Raw genomic sequence first — 17492 nt, forward strand, 5'->3', positions numbered from 1 at the left:
CCTCACCTGGCGTTCGCGGCGAGAGCGGCCTCGGTCGCCGACATCCGGTCCCGGACCGCCTCGATGAGTGCCCGGCTGCTGTCGAAGACGGCGATCAGACCCTCCTGCGGACTGGTGCCGGCGCGCTGGTGCAGCACGACACCGAGGGCCAGGTGCTCCCGCCCCCGCCCGTCGGGCACCGTCACCGCCCACATCAGCGCGCCGCCCGCCGGTGTGCTGGAACCGGTCTTGATGCCGACCACGCCGGGGGTGTCCAGCAGGGTGTTGGTGTTGGGGAGGGTGCGGGAGGTGCTCGGAACGGTGGTGCGGGGCTTCGAGACGACGGCCCGGAACGCCTTGTCCCGCATCACCTGGCGGGCCAGTTTCAGCTGGTCGGCGGCCGTGCTCGTGGTCGTGGGCTCGAAGCCGCTGGCCCCGGTGTAGGTGGTCCGGTGCATGCCGAGCGCGTCGGCGGCACGGTTCATCTTCTTCACGAACGCCTCCTCCGAACCGGCGTCCCAACGGGCCAGCAGCCGGGCCACGTTGTTCCCCGACGGCACCAGCATCAGTTCCAGCAGCCGCCGCTCGCTCAGCCGCTGTCCACGCTCCAGCGGGACGGTGGACTCCACACCGGAGACCGACTCCTCTGCGGCCCGCCGGTCGACGGTGATGCTGGGACCGGAGTCGCCGTCCCGCAGCGGGTGGTCGCGCAGGATGACGTAAGCCGTCATCACCTTCGTGACGGATGCGATCGGCACCGGCGTCTGCGGGCCGTGGGAGCCCAGGTCGCCCACGCCGTTGATCCGTACCGCGGCCTGCCCCTCCCGGGGCCAGGGCAGCTCGGCCGCCCAGGGCGTACGGGCCGTCGCGCCGGCGGTGCCCGCCCGGTCCCCGCCGTCCAGGTGGACGACGCCGAGGGCCAGCAGGCCGGCCAGGGACAGGGTGCCGGTCGAGAGGAGCAGGGGGCGGCGCCACAAGGAGCCATGACGGGGGCGCAGTTGAGGCTCGGGCATGGGGGTACCTCCACAGGGCTCGGTGCGCGGCGTTCACGCACATCGGTCACTGTGGGCGGGACGGATGTCCGGACGGCCGTACCCGAGTCTTCGCTTCCGCTCAGCCGTGCATCCGTCACGTAACAGGGAGGCGCGTCAGGCGGATGGGGGCAGGCGCAGGGTGGCCACGGCCCCGCCTTCGGGGGCGTTCGCGAACGACAGGGACGCTCCGATGACCCGGGCCTGGCCGAGGGCGATGGTGAGGCCCAGGCCCTGGCCGCGGCCCCGTTCCGGTGTCCCGGTGCGGAAGCGCTGGGGTCCGTCGGTGAGCAGTTCGGCGGGGAAGCCGGGCCCGTGGTCCCGTACGGTCACCGTCGCGCCGGTCACCGTCACGGTGACGGGGTGCCGCCCGTGCCGATGGGCGTTGACGACCAGGTTGGTCACGATACGGTCGAGACGCCTCGGGTCGGTCTCCACGGACGCGGCGTCCTCCTCGGTCAGCGGTGTCTCCAGTCCCGTACGGCTCAGTGACTCCGCGAGCGCCTCGGCCAGCGGCACGCGCCTGACGTCGGCCCGCTCGGCGCCCGCGTCCAGCCGGGAGATCTCCAGCAGGTCCTCGACCAGGGTCCGCAGGACGTGGACCCGGTCCTGGACCAGTTCGGTGGCCTCGCCCTCGGGCAGCAGTCCGCTCGCGGTGACCAGGCCCATCAGCGGGGTGCGCAGTTCGTGCGCGACGTCCGCCGTGAAGCGCTGCTCGGTCAGCAGCCGCTGGTGCAGGCTGTCGGCCATCGAGTCGACTGTGGCCGAGATGTCGGTGATCTCGTCACCGCCCCGGCCGCCGGACCCGGTGCGGGCGGTGAGGTCACCGGCGGCGATCCGGCGGGCGGTGCGCGCCACGCGCCGCAGTCGCCGGTGCGGCAGTTCGGCGGCGAGTGCCGCCAAGGGCACGGCGACACCCAGGGTGAGCAGCGAGTACTTCCACATGTGCCGGTCCAGGGCACGGCGGGTGAGCAGGTCGCTCGTCATGTCGGTTTCCACGGCGACCGGCTCGCCGCGGTACGTCCTCGCCGCCCACATCGACGGGTGGTCACCGGGGTCGTCCCCGTCGTACCAGGTGACGTAGCCGCCGCTCGCGTCCCGATCCGAACGCAGCCGGTGCAGCAGTTCGTCGGGCAGGGCGCCGGGGGTGAGGTGGAGTCCGGTCGGCGGGGTGCCGTCGCGCTCGTAGTCCTCCAGCGCCCGGCTCAGCGACTCGACGGCCTTGGCGCCGCCGTCGTTCATGGACCGTTCGAGGGTGCTGGAGTGCACCAGCCGGCCGACGGTCAGCGCCACCGCGCAGCAGCAGACGGCGACGAGCAGGGCGATCTTCCAGCGCAGCGAACGCCAGTTGCGCAGGTCGCGTATGAAGTCCATGTCAGCGCCGCAGCTTGTAGCCGAAGCCGCGTACCGTCTCGACGCGCTCGGCTCCGATCTTCCTGCGCAGTCGTTGCACGCACAGGTCGACCACGCGGCTGTCGCCGTCCCAGCCGTAGTCCCAGACGTTGCGCAGCAGGGTCTGCCGGTCGAGGACGATGCCGGGGTTGGCGGCGAACTCGAGCAGCAGCCGCAGCTCGGTGGGGGCCAGCGCGACGGGACGCCCCGCCACCGCGACCTCGAGTCCCGCGGTGTCGATGACGAGGTCGCCGAAGACGAGCCGGGTGCCGGTGTCGGCCGGTGACGGCTCCGGTCCCACCCGGGTCCGGTCGGCGGTGGGGGCGTACACGGCCCGCCGCAGGAGGGAGCGGATACGGGCCACCAGGACCGCCGTGTCGACGGGCTTGACGACGTAGTCGTCCGCGCCCGCCTCCAGCCCGGAGACGACGTCCAGGGCGTCGCCGCGCGCGGACATGATCAGGATCGGGGCCATGCTGGTCTCCCTGATCCGGCGGCACAGCCCGATGCCGTCGAGGCCGGGCAGCATCACGTCGAGCAGCAGCAGGTCGTGGCCGCCCTCCCGGAACCGTTCGAGTCCGGTCAGACCGTCGGCGGCGCTGGTGACCCGGTAGCCGTAGCGCTCCAGCGCCAGCGCGACCGACCTGCGGATGACCTCGTCGTCCTCGACCAGCAGGATCGACACGGGTGCCGGGGTGTCCCCGTCAGCCATGGGGCCCGACCTTCCTTCCGTGCCGTACACCGCCCACGTCGCACACGCGGCGGCCTGTCGTCCAGGTCCGCAATTATGTCCGCCGCACCCCGCGACCGTGCATCCGTCACAGCTCAGCCCTGTATCAGCCGTGTATCGGGGAGCGTCTGCGCCCGCTCGCGATCACGGCGTACGGCCGCGCTGTCGGTCTGCTGTCGGGGCACTGTCGGCACGGTCGACCCGCTGTCGGCGGCCTGTCGGCGGCGCTCGGCACCTTGGGCAGCGGAGGCCGACCGGAACCCACCGGCGGCACGCGGACGAAGGAGCCACACCATGCGGACCCCAGTGACGATCATCGGCGCCGGACTCGGCGGGCTGACGCTGGCCCGTGTCCTGCACCTGCACGCCGTCCCCGTCACCGTCTACGAGGCGGAGCCGTCCCCCTCGGCCCGTGTGCAGGGCGGGCTGCTCGACATCCACGACTACAACGGGCAGCTCGCCGTCGAGGCGGCCGGGCTCATGGGCGAGTTCCGGGCGATCGTCGTGGAGGGCAGGCAGGCGACGCGCGTCCTCGACCGGGACGGAACGGTCGTGATGGAGGTCCCCGACGACGGCACGGGTGGGCGCCCCGAGGTGCAGCGCGGCGATCTGCGGCAGTTGCTGCTCGACTCCCTGCCCGCGGGCACCGTGCGGTGGGGGCACAAGGTCACCGGCGTCCGTGCGCTCGGCACGGGCCGTCACGAGGTGACGTTCGCGGACGGCGGCACGGTCGTCACCGGCCTGCTGGTCGGCGCGGACGGGGCCTGGTCGCGCGTACGGCCGCTGCTGTCCGGCGCGACGCCCGAGTACACCGGCAAGACGGTGGTGGAGACCTACCTGTTCGACGCCGACACCCGCCATCCGGCCGCCGCGAAGGCGGTCGGCGGCGGCATGCTGCTCGCGCCGTCACCGGGCAGGGAGATATTCGCCCACCGGGAGAAGGGCGACACCCTGCACGCCTACGTGGGTCTCTCGAAGCCGCGGGACTGGTTCGCCGCGATCGATGCCTCCGACCCCGCCACCGCCCTCGCACGCGTCGCGCAGGAGTTCGCCGGCTGGGCTCCCGAACTCACCGCCCTGATCACGGAAAGCGACGTCCCACCGGTCCTGCGCCCGCTGTACGCCCTGCCGACCGGGCATCGGTGGGACAGGGTGCCGGGCGTGACCCTGCTCGGTGACGCCGCCCATCTCGCGGCACCCAATGGCGAGGGCGCCAACCTCGCCCTGCTGGACGGCGCCGAACTCGGCAAAGCCCTCTCCGCGCACCCCGAGGACGTCGACAGGGCCCTCAGGGAGTACGAGGAGGCGATGTTCGCCCGCGCCGCCGAGGTCGAGGAGCACGTCATGCCCGGGCTCGACTCCCCGGAGAACACGGCTCACGGTTTGGTCGCCCTCTTCGAGAAGAGCCAGGAGGGCACCCAGGCCGCAGAGTGACGGCCGACGTCCCTCACCGAGGAGACGGGCCGGGGTCGACCTCCGGGTGCGTGAACCGCACGGGCCGGCCCAGCCACCGGGCGTAGGCGATCTCGGCCCGGGTGCTGTCCCCGATGTGGTCGCCGACGATCAGCACCTCGTCGGCGAGCCGGATCTTCGCCCGGTGCAGTTCGTCGAGCCGGGCCTTCAGCGCTTCGGCCTGGTCCGGATCGGACCAGAGCGGGTGCGGTGACTTCAGGTCGCAGCCCGGTTTGACGACGATCCTGCCGGCTTCGGTCTCCCGCACATCGGCCTCGTGCATCTCCGCCATGAAACGGGTGGAGCCGCAGATCGCGACGATCCGCGGCAGGCTCAACAGATCCTTCGCCTCGGTGAGTTTCTCCTCGGGGGTGAGCGGTTCCGGATGCGGCACTGGCTCCTCCTGAAGGTGAGATCCCCGGGCGGCTGATGCGGCTGACACCTTGGCACAGGTCGTCCCGGCACTGACACTCGAACGGCATCGCCGCTGCACAGGACGGTGCGAGGATGTGCCGATGGGGATCAGTGACAGCGAGGGCGTTCAGTACCTGCGGTTCCAGTCGCCACATCGCAACGACCGAGGTCGGTTCACCGGGGTCTTCGGGCTCGTGAACAACCTCGCTCGGGAGGGCAGGCTGTCAGAGGAGCAGGAGGCGTTCCGGCGCCTCAACAACAAGTGGTACGACGCGGCGTACACCGACCCCTCCACCATCGACCCCACCGTCTACGACGACGAGGTCAACCCGGGTGCCGCGGCATGGTTCAAGCCGTCGGCCACGCATCTCCTCGCTCGCGTCCCCGGCTATCTGGAGATCCTGGCCGCGCACGGCGTCGACTGCCAGGTGCTGCGTTCCACGGATCCGGGACAGGTCGTCTACGAGGACGACGTGCAGATCGTCGTCGTGCCGTACGGGCACGGCTGAGGGCGCTCAGTCGAGTGCGTGCGCCCGGCATGTCTCCAGGATCTCGTCGGACAGCCCGGGCTCGACGTGCCGCACCGCGCGGGCCAGCACCATCGCGCCGACCATCTGGCTGAGCAGCAGGACCGCCCGCTCGCGGGCCTCCCGCGGAGTGAGCTCCTCGTCCGCCTCGCGCGCGAACTCACCGGCGAATCCCGCCAGATAGCCCTCCACACCACCCGCGTACGGGCGCTGAATCGTGTCGTCGTGGCGTCCGGCGTCGATCACCAGGGAGGCGGAGGGGCAGCCTCCATCCGGGGCGTCGCGGTGCTCGGGCGAGAGGTAGTCGTCCACCACCCTGCGCAGCGGTGAGCCGGTGGGCTCGTCACCCGCCTCCACGGCCTGCGCCAGCACGCCCAGGGACGACGCGAAGGACGCGTTGCACACCTCCGCGGCCAGGTCATCCTTGGACGCGAAGTGGTTGTAGAAGCCGCCGTGGGTCAGGCCCGCCTCCTTCATCAGGTCGGCGATCCCGACGGCGTCGATGCCCTGTGCGCGGAACAGCCGCCCGGCCGCCTCCACGATGTTCTGCCGGTTTCTGGCCTTCTCTTCCCTGGTGATCCGTGGCATGCCCGCTCTCCTTCGCCGACCGCACCGCGTTTGACGTTTTCAAGGTTACCTCTCATCATTATTTTGATGATGCTCGTCATTAAAACTGGAGCTCCCTGATGAAGATCGGCATGCTCGGAGCCGGGACCATCGCCCAGGCCATCGCCCGGCACGCGCTCCGGCACGGCCACGAGGTCGTCCTCAGCAACAGCCGGGGACCCGACTCCCTGACCCCCTTGGTGCAGGACCTCGGCCCGCTCGCGTCCGCCGCGACCCCCGCCGAGGCCGCCATGGCGGACCTCGTCGTCCTGGCGGTCGGCTGGCCGCAGATCCCCGATGTGGCCGCCCAACTCCCGTCCCTGGACGGGACGGTCGTCATCGACGCCACCAATCAGTTCGCCACCCTGCACCCGCGCCCGACGGTCGCCGACCTGGGCGAGATCACCGGCAGCGAGTACGTGGCCTCGCTCCTCCCCGGCGCACGCGTGGTGAAGGCCTTCAACTCCCTGTTCGCGCGGTACATCGCAGCCGACCCGCGCCATGAGGCCGGGCGCCAGGTGCTGTTCCTGGCCGGTGACGACGCCGGCGCCAAGGACACCGTGGTGCGGCTGACCTCGGAGTTCGGCTTCGCGCCCGTCGACGTCGGCAGCCTGCGCGAAGGAGGCCGGCTCCTCCAGCTCGGCGGCCCCCTGTCCGGCCTCCATGTCCTCAAGCAGGACTGACCTTCTCCCCCAACTCCCGTTCAGGAGACAGAACTTCATGTCCGACCAGACGCCAGCCCCCACCACCACCCAGCCCCTCCTGCGCCCCGTCCGTCTGGGCGCGCTCGAACTGCCCAACCGGGTCGTCATGGCGCCCATGACCCGCGCCCGGGCCGCCAACCCCGAACTGACCCCCACCGATCTGCACGCCACCTACTACACCCAGCGCGCGAGCGCCGGTCTGCTCATCAGCGAGGGAACCTGGGTCAACCCGGACGCGATCGGCTACATCCACGTCCCCGGCATCTACACCGACGCCCAGACCACCGGCTGGGCCCAGGTCACCGACGCCGTGCACGCGGCGGGAGGCCGGATCGTCTCCCAGATCGGCCATCTCGGCGCCGTCTCGCACCCCGACCACCAGGGCGGCCGCCTCCCCGTCGGCCCCTCGGCCGTCAACCCCCAGGAGACGTCCTTCACCCCCGACGGCCCGAAGGCCACCGTCACACCCCGCGCCCTGACGAGCGCGGAGATCGCGGACACGATCCGCAGCTATCGTCAGGCCGCCGCCAACGCCCGGCGCGCCGGGTTCGACGGCCTGGAGATCCACGCACAGGGGTCCCATCTCATCGCCCAGTTCCTCAACCCCCGCCTCAACCAGCGCACCGACGCCTACGGCGGTACGACCGAGAAGCGCGCCCAGTTCCTCCTCGACCTCGTGGACGCGGTGAGCGACGTGTGGGGCGGCGAGCGGGTCGGCGTCAAGCTCTCCCCGTACTGGAACGGCGGGCCGGCCTTCACGGCGGACGCCGACACGCTGGCCGACTACGACCTGCTGCTGAAGTGCCTCGACGACACCGACCTGGCCTACCTCCACCTCGTCGGCCCGGCCCCCGACCCGGACACCGACGACACCCTCACCGCGTTCACCCGCTTCCGCTCCCACTACGGCGGCTCCGTCATCGCCAACCTCGGCTTCACCCAGGCGACCGCCAACGACCTCCTCGAACGGCGGCTCGCCGACGCGGTGTCCTTCGGCGCCCCCTTCATCGCCAACCCGGACCTCGTCGAGCGGTTCACGCACGGCCACCCCCTCGCCGAGGGCGACCGCGACACGTACTACGCCGGTGGAGTGAACGGATACACGGACTACCCCACCGTGACCGGCTCTTAAGACGCGCACTTCCATCCGAGCGTCGTCCCGAGGCAATGAAGTCGGCGTTCTGGGCACCCGCTTCTGCAGCGCGTGACACAAGGCACTGACGACGGGACAGAGGAGTGGCGTTCAGATGAGCAACCTCACCGGATGGGAGCAGGCGCTCGAGCGGGTCGGAGGACGGCTCTTCGAGCGGTGGTTCCGCAAGGAGCCGGTCGAGCTGGTGGCCGCGCTGCGGCGCGAGTGCGACCGGCATGCGGTGGTGTGCAGCGAGAGCCGTGTCGTGGTCCCCAACGCCTACGACGTGGAGCTCGCCGAGCACGTCCACGCCGAACTCGGCGGCCACCGCTCCCGGGTGGGGCAGGTGCTCACCGACAAGCTCGCGCAGTACGGCGCGCACCGCGGCTACGAGTGGGCGGGGCCCCTGGCCGTGCACGTGACCACGTCCCGTGACGTGCCCAACGACCGCTACCGGGTGTCGAGCCGGGCCATGGCCCATGTGAGCGCCGTCGGCTTCCCCTCCGTCGGTGGCTGACCCGACCGCACCCGCCGCGGCTCGCTGAGCGGCGTCTATAAGTTTCCTTATGGCTCTCGCAATGCCAGTGGAAGATCGGTGATGGATCGTGGGGTTGTTCCCGTCAGCCGCCGGGCACCCCGTCCGGACGGCGCGCGGGTTCACCGCGTGACATCCGTTTCCCACTGACAAGGCCAGGCCTACTCATGTCGAAGATCCTCATGGTCGTCTCCGCCGCCACGACGCTGGAGCTCGCCGACGGTTCCGCCCACCCGACCGGCTTCTGGGCCGAGGAGGTCGCCGCCTCCCACCGTGTGCTGACGGCCGCCGGGGCGACGGTGGACATCGCCACGCCGGGTGGCGCGAAGCCCACCGTGGACGCCCTCAGCCTGAGCGAGCAGGGCGGCGTCTCCGCGGCCGACGCCGCCGAGTTCGAGTCGTACCTCGCCGGTGTCGCCGACGCGCTCGCGGCTCCGCTGTCGCTGTCCGACGTCACGCTGGACGACTACGACACGGTCTACATCCCCGGTGGCCACGCGCCGATGACCGACCTCGCCCAGGACGCCGACCTCGGCCTTCTGCTGAACGAGGCCGTCGCGCAGGGCAAGACGGTGGCCGCCCTGTGCCACGGTGTCGCCGGTCTGCTCAGCGCCACCAAGGAGGACGGCACCTTCACCTTCGCCGGTCGCGCGCTGACCTCGTTCACCGACGAGGAGGAGAACCAGGGCGGCCTCGGCGCCAACACGCCGTACTACGTCGAGTCCCGGCTGCGTGAGCGCGGCGCGGACGTCCGTACCGGTGCCGCCTGGAGCAGCACGGTCGTCGTCGACGGCAACCTGATCACCGGTCAGAACCCGCAGTCGAGCACGGCCACCGCCGAGGCGGTCCTCAAGACCCTCTCCGCCTGAGCCGGGCGCGGCGGCGCCTACGCGCACACGGCCGGGGGCAGGGCGTGAAGCCCCTCCCCCGGCCCCGCCGATCCCTCCCCCTCCTTACCCGATGGACGAAAGGTCGCGCGTGAGCCGCTGGCCGCTCCCGGCTGCCCGGTGCATGTCGCCGCGGACGGGCGGGTCCTGGTCGGTCTCGCCCCCGCGGACGCCGCGGGCGTGCCCCAGGACGGGCGGCTGACGGTGCTGGTCGACGGCTCCGTGATCACGGTGCTGGACGTCGACCCGGGGGGACCCCGACACGACGCAGGGCGCCCACGGCATCGCCTACCTCCCCTGACATGCTTCCTGTGCCGCACCCGCGGCACGGATCTCACGAACGGACACGCCTCGATGACGCGCAGCCCTCAGGAGACCTTCAGCGACCACGTCCGGGCCCTCGGTTCGGGAGACCTCGACACGATCGCCGCCAAAAGGCAGGCGTGGACACCTTCGTCTTCCGCGACGGCCTCATCCGCGCCCAGACCGTCCGCTACACCCTGCTGACCGAGCCCACGAACTGACCACCCGCACCGGAAGGACGGCCCGATGACGCGACGACCGGCGTCCCCGCCGCCGACGCCCGCCGCCGACGAACCACAGGGCGTCACGCTCGTCATCAGCTGGGCCGTCCAGCGGGGCCGCGAGGAGGAGTTCGAAGAGCTCACGCACGAGATCGCGGACCGCGCACGCGAGTTCTGCGGCCACGACGGTGTGACCTGGCTGCGTCCGCACGGGAGCCAGGGCGTCTACCACAGCGTCCTCCGCTTCACCGACGAGGATCGGCTCATGGAGTGGGTCCAACTGCCCGAACGGCAGGACTGGCTCCGGCGCGTCCACGAGATCGCGCACGAGGTGTCGACGTCGCCGCCGCAGACCACGGGGACCGAGACCTGGTTCAGGCTGCCGGAGCAACCGGTCAAGGCCCCGCCGAAGTGGAAGGCGACCCTCATGACCATGCTGGGCGCCTACCCCGTGTCGCTCCTCATCAACTGGCTCCTCAGCCCGCACCTCGGGTCCTGGCCACTGCCGCTGCGGGCCCTGGCGTTTCCCGTGGTGGCGGCACCGCTGCTGACGTTCCTGATCATGCCCCGCCTCAGCCGGCTCTTCCGGAACTGGCTCTATCCGGACACCCGTCGCTGACCCGTTCGAGAGGAGGAAGACCGCGTGCCGAGCCTGGACCTGCTGGCCACGTTCCTGGAGATCTACCGCGCCGGCTCGCTGTCCGCGGCCGCCCAGCGGCTGGGCGTGACACAGCCCGCCGTCACCGGTCAGCTGGCCCGCCTGGAGGAGCAGATCGGGGAGCCGCTGTTCCTGCGCTCCCGGCAGGGGGTCACGCCCACACCTCGCGCGGCCGCCCTGGCGGCCCGGGTGAGTCTGCATCTGGACAGCCTGCGGGACGTCCTGGGCTCCACGGAGGCCGAGCCGCCGCTGCGCGGGACGGTACGGATCGGTGGCGCGGCCGAGATCATGACCCTGCGGGTACTGCCGGCGCTCGCCCCGCTCACCGGCCGCGGTCTGTATCTCCAGGCGTCCTTCGGTCTGGCGGAGGCTCTTCTCGCGGACCTGGCCGCCGACCGGCTGGACCTCGTCGTGTCGTCCATCCGGCCTACCCATCAAGCCCTTCTCGGCGTCCCGCTCGTCGACGAGGAGTTCCTGCTCGTGGGCCCGCCGTCGATGGCCCGCACCGTGGACGCCGAGCGGCTGCGGACCGACCCCGCCGAGGCGCTGGCGGCGCTGCCACTCGTCGCCTACGGGGAGGAGCTGCCGATCCTGCGCCGCTACTGGCGCAGCGAGTTCGGCCACCGCCCCGCCAACCCGGTCGCCCTCGTCGCCCCGGATCTGCGTGCCGTCCTGGCGGCCGTGGAGGCGGGCGCGGGAATCTCGGCACTCCCGCGCTACCTCGCCGAACCGGCCCTGGCGGCGGGCCGGGTCGTACGGCTCCACCGCTCGGAGGCGCCTCCACTGAACACGCTCTACCTCGCCGTACGGCGGGGCGCGCCGGCCAACCCGGCCCTCACCGTCGTACGCGAGCAGCTCACCGACGCGGCCACGGCGTGGGGAGCGCTCTGAGCCGGAGGCGACCGGGCGCGCGACGCGCCCTGTTTCCCTCCTGCGGGCGCCATGGGTCCGTTCGCGCGCGTGTCGGATTGCCCGGCGCGCGCAAAGCACCCACCGTCAGAAGGAGAATCCGGCAAAAGGGACACGACACTCCAGGAAGCAGGACGCGCACATGCCCGGCAGTGAGAGCGAGAACCCGGCAATCCCCTCCCCCACCCCGACGGCCACCCGGCCCCGGACGAACCGGGACTGGTGGCCGAACCAGCTGGACCTGCAGGTCCTCCACCAGCACTCTCCGCGGGCGAATCCGATGGACCCCGACTTCGACTACGCCCAGGAGTTCGCGTCCCTCGACGTCGAGGCGCTGAAGCGGGACGTGTTCGACGTGATGCGGACGTCGCAGGACTGGTGGCCCGCCGACTACGGGCATTACGGCCCGCTCTTCATCCGGATGAGCTGGCACTCGGCGGGGACGTACCGGATCGCGGACGGCCGGGGCGGTGGCGGCAGCGGCGCGCAGCGGTTCGCGCCGCTGAACAGCTGGCCGGACAATGCGAGCCTGGACAAAGCGCGCCGTCTGCTGTGGCCGGTCAAACAGAAGTACGGGAAGAAGATCTCCTGGGCGGACCTCCTGGTCTTCGCCGGGAACTGCGCCATGGAGTCCATGGGGTTCAAGACGTACGGGTTCGCCTTCGGGCGGGAGGACGTGTGGGAACCCGAGGAGATCTTCTGGGGTCCCGAGGACACCTGGCTCGGGGACGAGCGCTACAGCGGGGACCGGGAGCTCACCGGCCCGTTCGGCGCCGTGCAGATGGGGCTGATCTACGTCAACCCGGAAGGTCCGAACGGCACCCCCGACCCGATGGCCGCCGCCCGGGACATCCGGGAGACGTTCGGGCGGATGGCGATGAACGACGAGGAGACGGTCGCGCTCATCGCGGGCGGTCACACGTTCGGCAAGTGCCATGGCGCGGTCGACCCGAGTTGCCTCGGCCCGGAGCCCGAGGGTGCCCCCATCGAGCAGCAGGGTCTGGGCTGGCGGAACACCTGCGGCTCCGGCAAGGGCTCCGACACGCTGACCAGCGGGCTCGAAGGGGCGTGGACGTACGAGCCGACCAAGTGGGACAACGGGTTCTTCGACAACCTGTTCGGCTACGACTGGGAGCTCACGACGAGTCCGGCGGGCGCCCACCAGTGGACCCCGACCGACCCGTCCGCCCGGGACAAGGTGCCGGACGCCCACGACCCGTCCAAGCGGCACGCCCCGATCATGCTGACGACGGACCTCGCGCTGAAGCTGGACCCGGTCTACGGGCCGATCTCGAAGCGGTTCCACGAGAACCCGGAGGAGTTCGCGCTCGCCTTCGCCAAGGCGTGGTTCAAGCTGCTGCACCGTGACATGGGTCCCCGCTCGCGCTACCTCGGCCCGTGGATCCCCGAGCCGCAGCTGTGGCAGGACCCCGTTCCCGACGTCGATCACAACCTGGTCGGGGACGCGGACATCGCCGCCCTCAAGCGCACGATCCTCGACTCGGGGCTGTCGGTCCCTCAGCTGGTCACCACCGCCTGGGCCTCGGCGGCCAGCTTCCGCGGCACCGACAAGCGCGGCGGCGCCAACGGGGCGCGGATCCGGCTCGCGCCGCAGAAGGACTGGGAGCTGAACAACCTGCCCGAGGTCACCGAGACGCTGCGGGCGCTGGAGCGGATCCAGCAGGACTTCAACGGCGCGCAGAGCGGCGGGACCCGGATCTCCCTCGCCGACCTGATCGTCCTGGGCGGCTGCGCGGCCGTCGAGAAGGCCGCGGCCGACGCCGGGCACCAGGTCACCGTCCCGTTCGCTCCCGGCCGTACGGACGCCACGCAGGAACAGACGGACGTCAACACCTTCGACGTCCTCGAGCCCGCGGCCGACGGCTTCCGCAACTATCTGAAGCCCGGCGAGAAGCTCTCCCCGGAGACGCTGCTGCTGGACCGCGCGAACCTGCTCACCCTCACCGCCCCCGAGATGACCGTCCTGATCGGGGGCATGCGCGCGCTGGACACCGGCTTCAAGGGGGCCCGGCACGGCGTCCTCACCGAGCGGCCCGGGGCGCTGACCAACGACTTCTTCGTCAACCTCCTCGACATGGGCACGGAGTGGTCCACGTCCACCATGGACGAGAACGTGTACGAGGGCCGCGACCGGGTCACGGGCGACGTCAAGTGGACCGCGACCGCCGTCGACCTCGTGTTCGGCGCGCACTCCCAACTGCGCGCCCTCAGCGAGGTGTACGCGGCCCGGGACGGCGACGCGAAGTTCGTCCGCGACTTCGCGGCCGCCTGGGACAAGGTCATGAACCTCGACCGGTACGACCTCCACCGCTAGGACGTGCTGCGCGGCCTATCCCGGCCCAGGTGCGGCACGGGCCGGGATAAGGTCGCCGGATGCGTCAATTCGCGGAGGGGGAAGCCCTGTCGGGGGTCGTGCGGGAAGCGCTGGGAGCGGCGGCCCGTGTCGTCGGCGTGGAGCGGCTGCGGGGCGGCAGCAAGAAGGGCGTGTACCGCGTCCACACGGACGGATCGCCGGTCACGCGGGTGATCGTCTACAGCTGGGCCGAGGACGAGAACTTCTGGCCCGGCGTGGACGGCGTGGACCCGGCCCATCCCTTCGCCCCGGCCTCTGGCCTCGCTCCCTTCCTCGCGGCCCAGCGCACGCTGGACGGCCTCGGCGTCCGGGTCCCGGCCGCGCTGTTCTCCGACGCCGGCCGCACCCGGTATCCGGCGGACGTGGCGGTCGTCGAGGACGTCCCCGGCGACACCCTGGAAGCCCTCCTGGAGTCCGATCCCGTACGGGGGGCGGCCGCCATGGACGAGCTGGCGGTCATGCTCGACGTGATGCACGGGCAGCGCGGTCCCCGGTACGGCCGGGTGGACGTGCTGGAACGCGGGGGTACGGCGGCCGGGGAGTCGTGCCGGCAGCTGGTGCTGGAGCGGGCTCTGGACGACCTCGCGGAGGCGGCCGAGCGCGATGCCCGGATCGGTGCCGTCGCGGACGCCCTGCGGGACCGTCTGCGGGAGCTGGCCGCGCGGGTGGCTCCACGCACCGGGCACGGGCTGATCCACGGCGAGCTGGGGCCCGACCATGTCCTGGTCGGCACCGACGGGCACCCCGTCCTCATCGACATCGAGGGCCTGATGTACTTCGACGTCGAGTGGGAGCACGTCTTCCTGAGGCTGCGCTTCGGCGAGCGGTACCCGGCTCTGGCACGTCCGGGACTCGACCCCGCCCGGCTCGACCTGTACGCCCTCGCGACGCACCTCTCGCTCGTGGCCGGCCCGCTGCGCCTCCTGGACGGCGACTTCCCGCACCGCGAGGTCATGCGGGGGATCGCGGACCACAACGCCGCGGCGGCGCTGGCCCTGCTGCCCCGCTGACCAGGGCGGGAATCAACGAGGGCGTCCGGACGCTGGGGACAGTGTGAAGAAAATCGGCTTCCTCTCCTTCGGTCACTGGTCGCCCGGCGAGTACTCCCGGACCCGGTCGGCCGCGGACATGCTCCACCAGTCGATCGACCTCGCGGTCGCCGCCGAGGAGATCGGCGTGGACGGCGCGTACTTCCGGGTGCACCACTTCGCCCGGCAGGCGGCGAGCCCGTTCCCGCTGCTCGCCGCGATCGGGGCGCGGACCTCGACCGTCGAGATCGGCACCGGCGTGATCGACATGCGCTACGAGAACCCGCTCTACATGGCGGAGGACGCGGGCGCCGCCGACCTCATCGCGGGCGGCCGGCTGCAGCTGGGCATCAGCCGCGGCTCACCGGAGCAGGTCATCGACGGCTGGCGTCTGTTCGGCCATGAACCGGCCCCCGGCGAGACGGGCACCGACATGGCGCGCCGCCACACCCAGGAGTTCCTCAAGGTCCTGGACGGCGAGGGGTTCGCCCAGCCCAACCCCCGGCCGATGTTCCCGAACCCGCCCGGCCTGCTGCGGATCGAACCGCACTCCGAGGGACTGCGCGACCGGATCTGGTGGGGTTCCGGGTCGAACGCGACGGCGGTCTGGGCCGGTGAGCTGGGGATGAACCTGCAGAGCTCGACGCTCAAGGACGACGAGACGGGCGAGCCGCTGCACGTGCAGCAGCGCAAGCAGATCGAGGCGTACCGGGAGGCGTACCGCGCGGCGGGCCACACCCGGGAGACCCGGGTGTCGGTCAGCCGCAGCATCTTCGCCCTGACCGACGACCGCGACCGCGCCTACTTCGGCCGCGACCGCAACTCCCGGGACCAGATCGGCATGATCGACGACACGACCCGGGCCATCTTCGGCCGGTCGTACGCCGGGGAGCCGGACGAACTGATCAAGCTCCTCCAGGACGACGAGGCCATCCAGGCCGCCGACACCCTTCTGCTGACCATCCCGAACCAGCTGGGCGTCGACTACAACACGCATGTGCTGGAGAGCATCCTCACCCACGTGGCACCGGAGCTCGGCTGGCGCTGAGCGGGTGGGCGCCGGCGCGCACACGAGGGGCGGGCGACCGTGACGGGCGCCTGCCCCTCGGCTTTCGTCGTCCGGCTCAGCCGGTCTGGCGCGCACCCGGGAGTGCGGCACCGAACTCGACGTCCGCGTACCTCCGCTTGGCACCGGCGGCGGTTCCGCTGAGCGTCTTCGACCCGGATGTCACCAGGCCGGCCGTGGCGCCCTTGGCCGTCCACAGCAACCCGTCGGCGTTCTCGCCGGGGGCGCCGACCGCCAGCTCCGCCCGGCCGTCCTTGGTGACGTCGACGAGGTGGACCGCGGCGGCGAACCGGTCGCCCTGCTCCGCCGTGCCGGGCACGCCGGCGGTGTCCTGGGTGTAGGCGACCGCGCCGGTGGCGGTGAGGCCGGTGGCGGAGCCGCGCAGCAGCGTCGCCTGTCCCGCGCCCACGCGGGAACCCAGGGCCTCCCACGGAGCGCCGACGACGACATCGGCGTACTTGTCGCCGTCGGTGTCCCCCACGCTGAGCGACTCGCCGAACAGGTCGCCGTCCTCGCCCGCTCCCGGGACTCCGGCCGTGTCCTGGTGGATGACCTGCGGCTTCTGCTCCGGGTCGATGCCGTGAGGGCCTCCGTAGAGGACCTGGATCTCTCCGCCGCGGTGGGCGGCGCTGGGGTCGGACGTCAGCGAGGCGTCGTAGGGCACGCCGGTGACGAGGTCGCCGTAGCCGTCGCCGTTCACGTCCCCGACGCGGCCGGTGACGCCGTCGGCGAGCGGCAGTTCGGTGTAGGTGCCATCCCCCCGGTCGACGTACACCGTGCCGTTGGCGTCTCCACCGGTGGGGCCGGGCAGCCAGAAGCGTTCGGCCCGTCCGTCGCGGTCGACGTCGTCGATGGCGACACCGCGGTTGGTGCCGAGCGCGTTGACGAAGGACCGTTGGGCCGGGCGGCCGGTCCGGGTGAACGGGCCGGTGTACGAGGTGGCGCCGCAGTTCCCGGTGACCCCGATGTCGGGGGCGCCGTCGCCGGTGACGTCTCCGACCGCGATGCCGGCGGCGAAGCCGCAGCCCTCGTCGAGGCCGGTGGGCGGTGAGACGGCCGCTCCTCCCTTGAGTCCGGAGCTGCCGCCCCAGACGACGGTGAGGGAGCCGACGCCGTCCATCGTGCCCGCCGCCTCGCTCGGCGTGCCCACGAGCAGGTCGGCGTAGCCGTCGCGGTCCAGGTCGGCGGAGGCGACCGACGTGCCGAAGCCGTCCCACTCCTCGGGGGCACCCGGAACGCCGGTGGTGGCCTGGGTGATGACGGTGCGGTGCGTGGCGGAGACGCCGCTCGCCGAGCCGTAGAGGACGACGACCGCACCGGCGGCGTCCACCGAGCCGTTGGCGGCGCCGGGGGCACCGACCGCCAGGTCGCGGTAGCCGTCACCGTTGAAGTCGTCCTGAACGGCGGCGGTGTTGGCGCCCTTGTACGGCGCCGCGGCGGCCGCGGTCCCGGCCGGGAGCACGACGGCGGTCAGGGTGGCCGCCGTGGTGACGGCGATCGCGCAGGCGAGGGAGCGCGAGGGGACGCGGGCGGGGGACGGCATG

Annotated in this window: 17 protein-coding genes; 11 read left to right on the forward strand and 6 right to left on the reverse strand. The window is 71.9% G+C overall.

The annotated features are described in order from the left end of the window. Positions 1 to 2: 2 nt before the first annotated feature. The 3 genes from KBY32_RS14365 to cseB form a co-directional block, all read right to left on the reverse strand. On the reverse strand, positions 3 to 992 hold the full coding sequence (locus tag KBY32_RS14365; RefSeq protein ID WP_210980299.1) for a D-alanyl-D-alanine carboxypeptidase family protein: 990 nt from the start codon (positions 990 to 992) through the stop codon (positions 3 to 5). Between the two features lie 135 nt (positions 993 to 1127). Continuing rightward, the gene (locus KBY32_RS14370; protein WP_210980300.1) at positions 1128 to 2384 is read right to left on the reverse strand and encodes a HAMP domain-containing sensor histidine kinase; all 1257 of its coding nucleotides are present in this window, start codon (positions 2382 to 2384) and stop codon (positions 1128 to 1130) included. A 1-nt stretch (position 2385) separates the two neighbouring features. Then, a complete protein-coding gene (gene cseB / locus KBY32_RS14375) occupies positions 2386 to 3114 on the reverse strand; it encodes a two-component system response regulator CseB (RefSeq protein WP_210980301.1) in 729 nt (242 codons plus the stop codon). A 312-nt stretch (positions 3115 to 3426) separates the two neighbouring features. Here cseB and KBY32_RS14380 point away from each other — a divergent pair, with 312 nt between their 5' ends. Further along, positions 3427 to 4566 (forward strand): NAD(P)/FAD-dependent oxidoreductase, encoded by a 1140-nt coding sequence (locus KBY32_RS14380; protein WP_210980302.1) that lies wholly within the window; start codon positions 3427 to 3429, stop codon positions 4564 to 4566. 13 nt (positions 4567 to 4579) lie between these two features. Here the strand turns inward: KBY32_RS14380 and KBY32_RS14385 are convergent, their stop codons facing one another. After that, the gene (locus KBY32_RS14385) at positions 4580 to 4978 is read right to left on the reverse strand and encodes a hypothetical protein (protein WP_210980303.1); all 399 of its coding nucleotides are present in this window, start codon (positions 4976 to 4978) and stop codon (positions 4580 to 4582) included. Positions 4979 to 5099: 121 nt separating this feature from the next. Between KBY32_RS14385 and KBY32_RS14390 the strand changes: the two genes are divergently transcribed. Next, positions 5100 to 5507, forward strand: coding sequence for a hypothetical protein (locus KBY32_RS14390; protein ID WP_210980304.1), 408 nt, complete (start codon positions 5100 to 5102; stop codon positions 5505 to 5507). A 6-nt stretch (positions 5508 to 5513) separates the two neighbouring features. On the opposite strand, the gene KBY32_RS14395 is transcribed toward KBY32_RS14390, so the two are convergent. Further along, positions 5514 to 6113, reverse strand: a complete 600-nt coding sequence (locus tag KBY32_RS14395) for a TetR/AcrR family transcriptional regulator (RefSeq protein WP_055619925.1) — start codon at positions 6111 to 6113, stop codon at positions 5514 to 5516. 98 nt (positions 6114 to 6211) lie between these two features. Here KBY32_RS14395 and KBY32_RS14400 point away from each other — a divergent pair, with 98 nt between their 5' ends. The 9 genes from KBY32_RS14400 to KBY32_RS14440 all read left to right on the forward strand — a co-directional run bounded on the left by KBY32_RS14400 (position 6212) and on the right by KBY32_RS14440 (position 15930). Beyond that, complete coding sequence (locus KBY32_RS14400) at positions 6212 to 6814, forward strand: NADPH-dependent F420 reductase (protein ID WP_210980305.1); 603 nt, start codon at positions 6212 to 6214, stop codon at positions 6812 to 6814. Between the two features lie 37 nt (positions 6815 to 6851). Next, positions 6852 to 7967, forward strand: a complete 1116-nt coding sequence (locus KBY32_RS14405) for an alkene reductase (RefSeq protein WP_210980306.1) — start codon at positions 6852 to 6854, stop codon at positions 7965 to 7967. A gap of 115 nt (positions 7968 to 8082) precedes the next feature. Continuing rightward, the gene (locus KBY32_RS14410; RefSeq protein ID WP_055619922.1) at positions 8083 to 8484 is read left to right on the forward strand and encodes a DUF3662 domain-containing protein; all 402 of its coding nucleotides are present in this window, start codon (positions 8083 to 8085) and stop codon (positions 8482 to 8484) included. A 185-nt stretch (positions 8485 to 8669) separates the two neighbouring features. Then, on the forward strand, positions 8670 to 9371 hold the full coding sequence (locus tag KBY32_RS14415) for a type 1 glutamine amidotransferase domain-containing protein (protein ID WP_210980307.1): 702 nt from the start codon (positions 8670 to 8672) through the stop codon (positions 9369 to 9371). Between the two features lie 567 nt (positions 9372 to 9938). Next, on the forward strand, positions 9939 to 10532 hold the full coding sequence (locus KBY32_RS14420; RefSeq protein WP_210980308.1) for an antibiotic biosynthesis monooxygenase: 594 nt from the start codon (positions 9939 to 9941) through the stop codon (positions 10530 to 10532). A 24-nt stretch (positions 10533 to 10556) separates the two neighbouring features. Next, entirely contained in the window at positions 10557 to 11462 is a 906-nt protein-coding gene (locus KBY32_RS14425; RefSeq protein ID WP_210980309.1) for a LysR family transcriptional regulator, read from the forward strand. A 160-nt stretch (positions 11463 to 11622) separates the two neighbouring features. Continuing rightward, positions 11623 to 13815 carry a catalase/peroxidase HPI gene (gene katG, locus KBY32_RS14430; RefSeq protein ID WP_210980310.1) on the forward strand — a complete coding sequence of 731 codons (2193 nt, stop codon included), beginning with the start codon at positions 11623 to 11625 and terminating at the stop codon, positions 13813 to 13815. 59 nt (positions 13816 to 13874) lie between these two features. After that, entirely contained in the window at positions 13875 to 14864 is a 990-nt protein-coding gene (locus tag KBY32_RS14435; RefSeq protein WP_210980311.1) for a phosphotransferase family protein, read from the forward strand. A 43-nt stretch (positions 14865 to 14907) separates the two neighbouring features. Further along, on the forward strand, positions 14908 to 15930 hold the full coding sequence (locus KBY32_RS14440; protein WP_210980312.1) for an LLM class flavin-dependent oxidoreductase: 1023 nt from the start codon (positions 14908 to 14910) through the stop codon (positions 15928 to 15930). Between the two features lie 76 nt (positions 15931 to 16006). On the opposite strand, the gene KBY32_RS14445 is transcribed toward KBY32_RS14440, so the two are convergent. Beyond that, positions 16007 to 17491: an FG-GAP-like repeat-containing protein gene (locus KBY32_RS14445; RefSeq protein ID WP_210980313.1), complete on the reverse strand. Its 1485-nt coding sequence runs from the start codon at positions 17489 to 17491 to the stop codon at positions 16007 to 16009. Position 17492 lies beyond the last annotated feature (1 nt).

The sequence above is a fragment of the Streptomyces sp. RK62 genome (assembly GCF_018070255.1).
GTDB classification, from domain to species: Bacteria; Actinomycetota; Actinomycetes; order Streptomycetales; family Streptomycetaceae; genus Streptomyces; species Streptomyces nigra.

What these genes read in the sequence shown, in the direction of transcription:
- KBY32_RS14365 (WP_210980299.1), bottom strand. Translation starts at nt 992, where the DNA reads ATGCCCGAGCCTCAACTGCGCCCCCGTCATGGCTCCTTGTGGCGCCGC.
- KBY32_RS14370 (WP_210980300.1), bottom strand. Translation starts at nt 2,384, where the DNA reads ATGGACTTCATACGCGACCTGCGCAACTGGCGTTCGCTGCGCTGGAAG.
- cseB (WP_210980301.1), bottom strand. Translation starts at nt 3,114, where the DNA reads ATGGCTGACGGGGACACCCCGGCACCCGTGTCGATCCTGCTGGTCGAG.
- KBY32_RS14380 (WP_210980302.1), top strand. Translation starts at nt 3,427, where the DNA reads ATGCGGACCCCAGTGACGATCATCGGCGCCGGACTCGGCGGGCTGACG.
- KBY32_RS14390 (WP_210980304.1), top strand. Translation starts at nt 5,100, where the DNA reads ATGGGGATCAGTGACAGCGAGGGCGTTCAGTACCTGCGGTTCCAGTCG.
- KBY32_RS14395 (WP_055619925.1), bottom strand. Translation starts at nt 6,113, where the DNA reads ATGCCACGGATCACCAGGGAAGAGAAGGCCAGAAACCGGCAGAACATC.
- KBY32_RS14400 (WP_210980305.1), top strand. Translation starts at nt 6,212, where the DNA reads ATGAAGATCGGCATGCTCGGAGCCGGGACCATCGCCCAGGCCATCGCC.
- KBY32_RS14405 (WP_210980306.1), top strand. Translation starts at nt 6,852, where the DNA reads ATGTCCGACCAGACGCCAGCCCCCACCACCACCCAGCCCCTCCTGCGC.
- KBY32_RS14410 (WP_055619922.1), top strand. Translation starts at nt 8,083, where the DNA reads ATGAGCAACCTCACCGGATGGGAGCAGGCGCTCGAGCGGGTCGGAGGA.
- KBY32_RS14415 (WP_210980307.1), top strand. Translation starts at nt 8,670, where the DNA reads ATGTCGAAGATCCTCATGGTCGTCTCCGCCGCCACGACGCTGGAGCTC.
- KBY32_RS14420 (WP_210980308.1), top strand. Translation starts at nt 9,939, where the DNA reads ATGACGCGACGACCGGCGTCCCCGCCGCCGACGCCCGCCGCCGACGAA.
- katG (WP_210980310.1), top strand. Translation starts at nt 11,623, where the DNA reads ATGCCCGGCAGTGAGAGCGAGAACCCGGCAATCCCCTCCCCCACCCCG.
- KBY32_RS14435 (WP_210980311.1), top strand. Translation starts at nt 13,875, where the DNA reads ATGCGTCAATTCGCGGAGGGGGAAGCCCTGTCGGGGGTCGTGCGGGAA.
- KBY32_RS14445 (WP_210980313.1), bottom strand. Translation starts at nt 17,491, where the DNA reads ATGCCGTCCCCCGCCCGCGTCCCCTCGCGCTCCCTCGCCTGCGCGATC.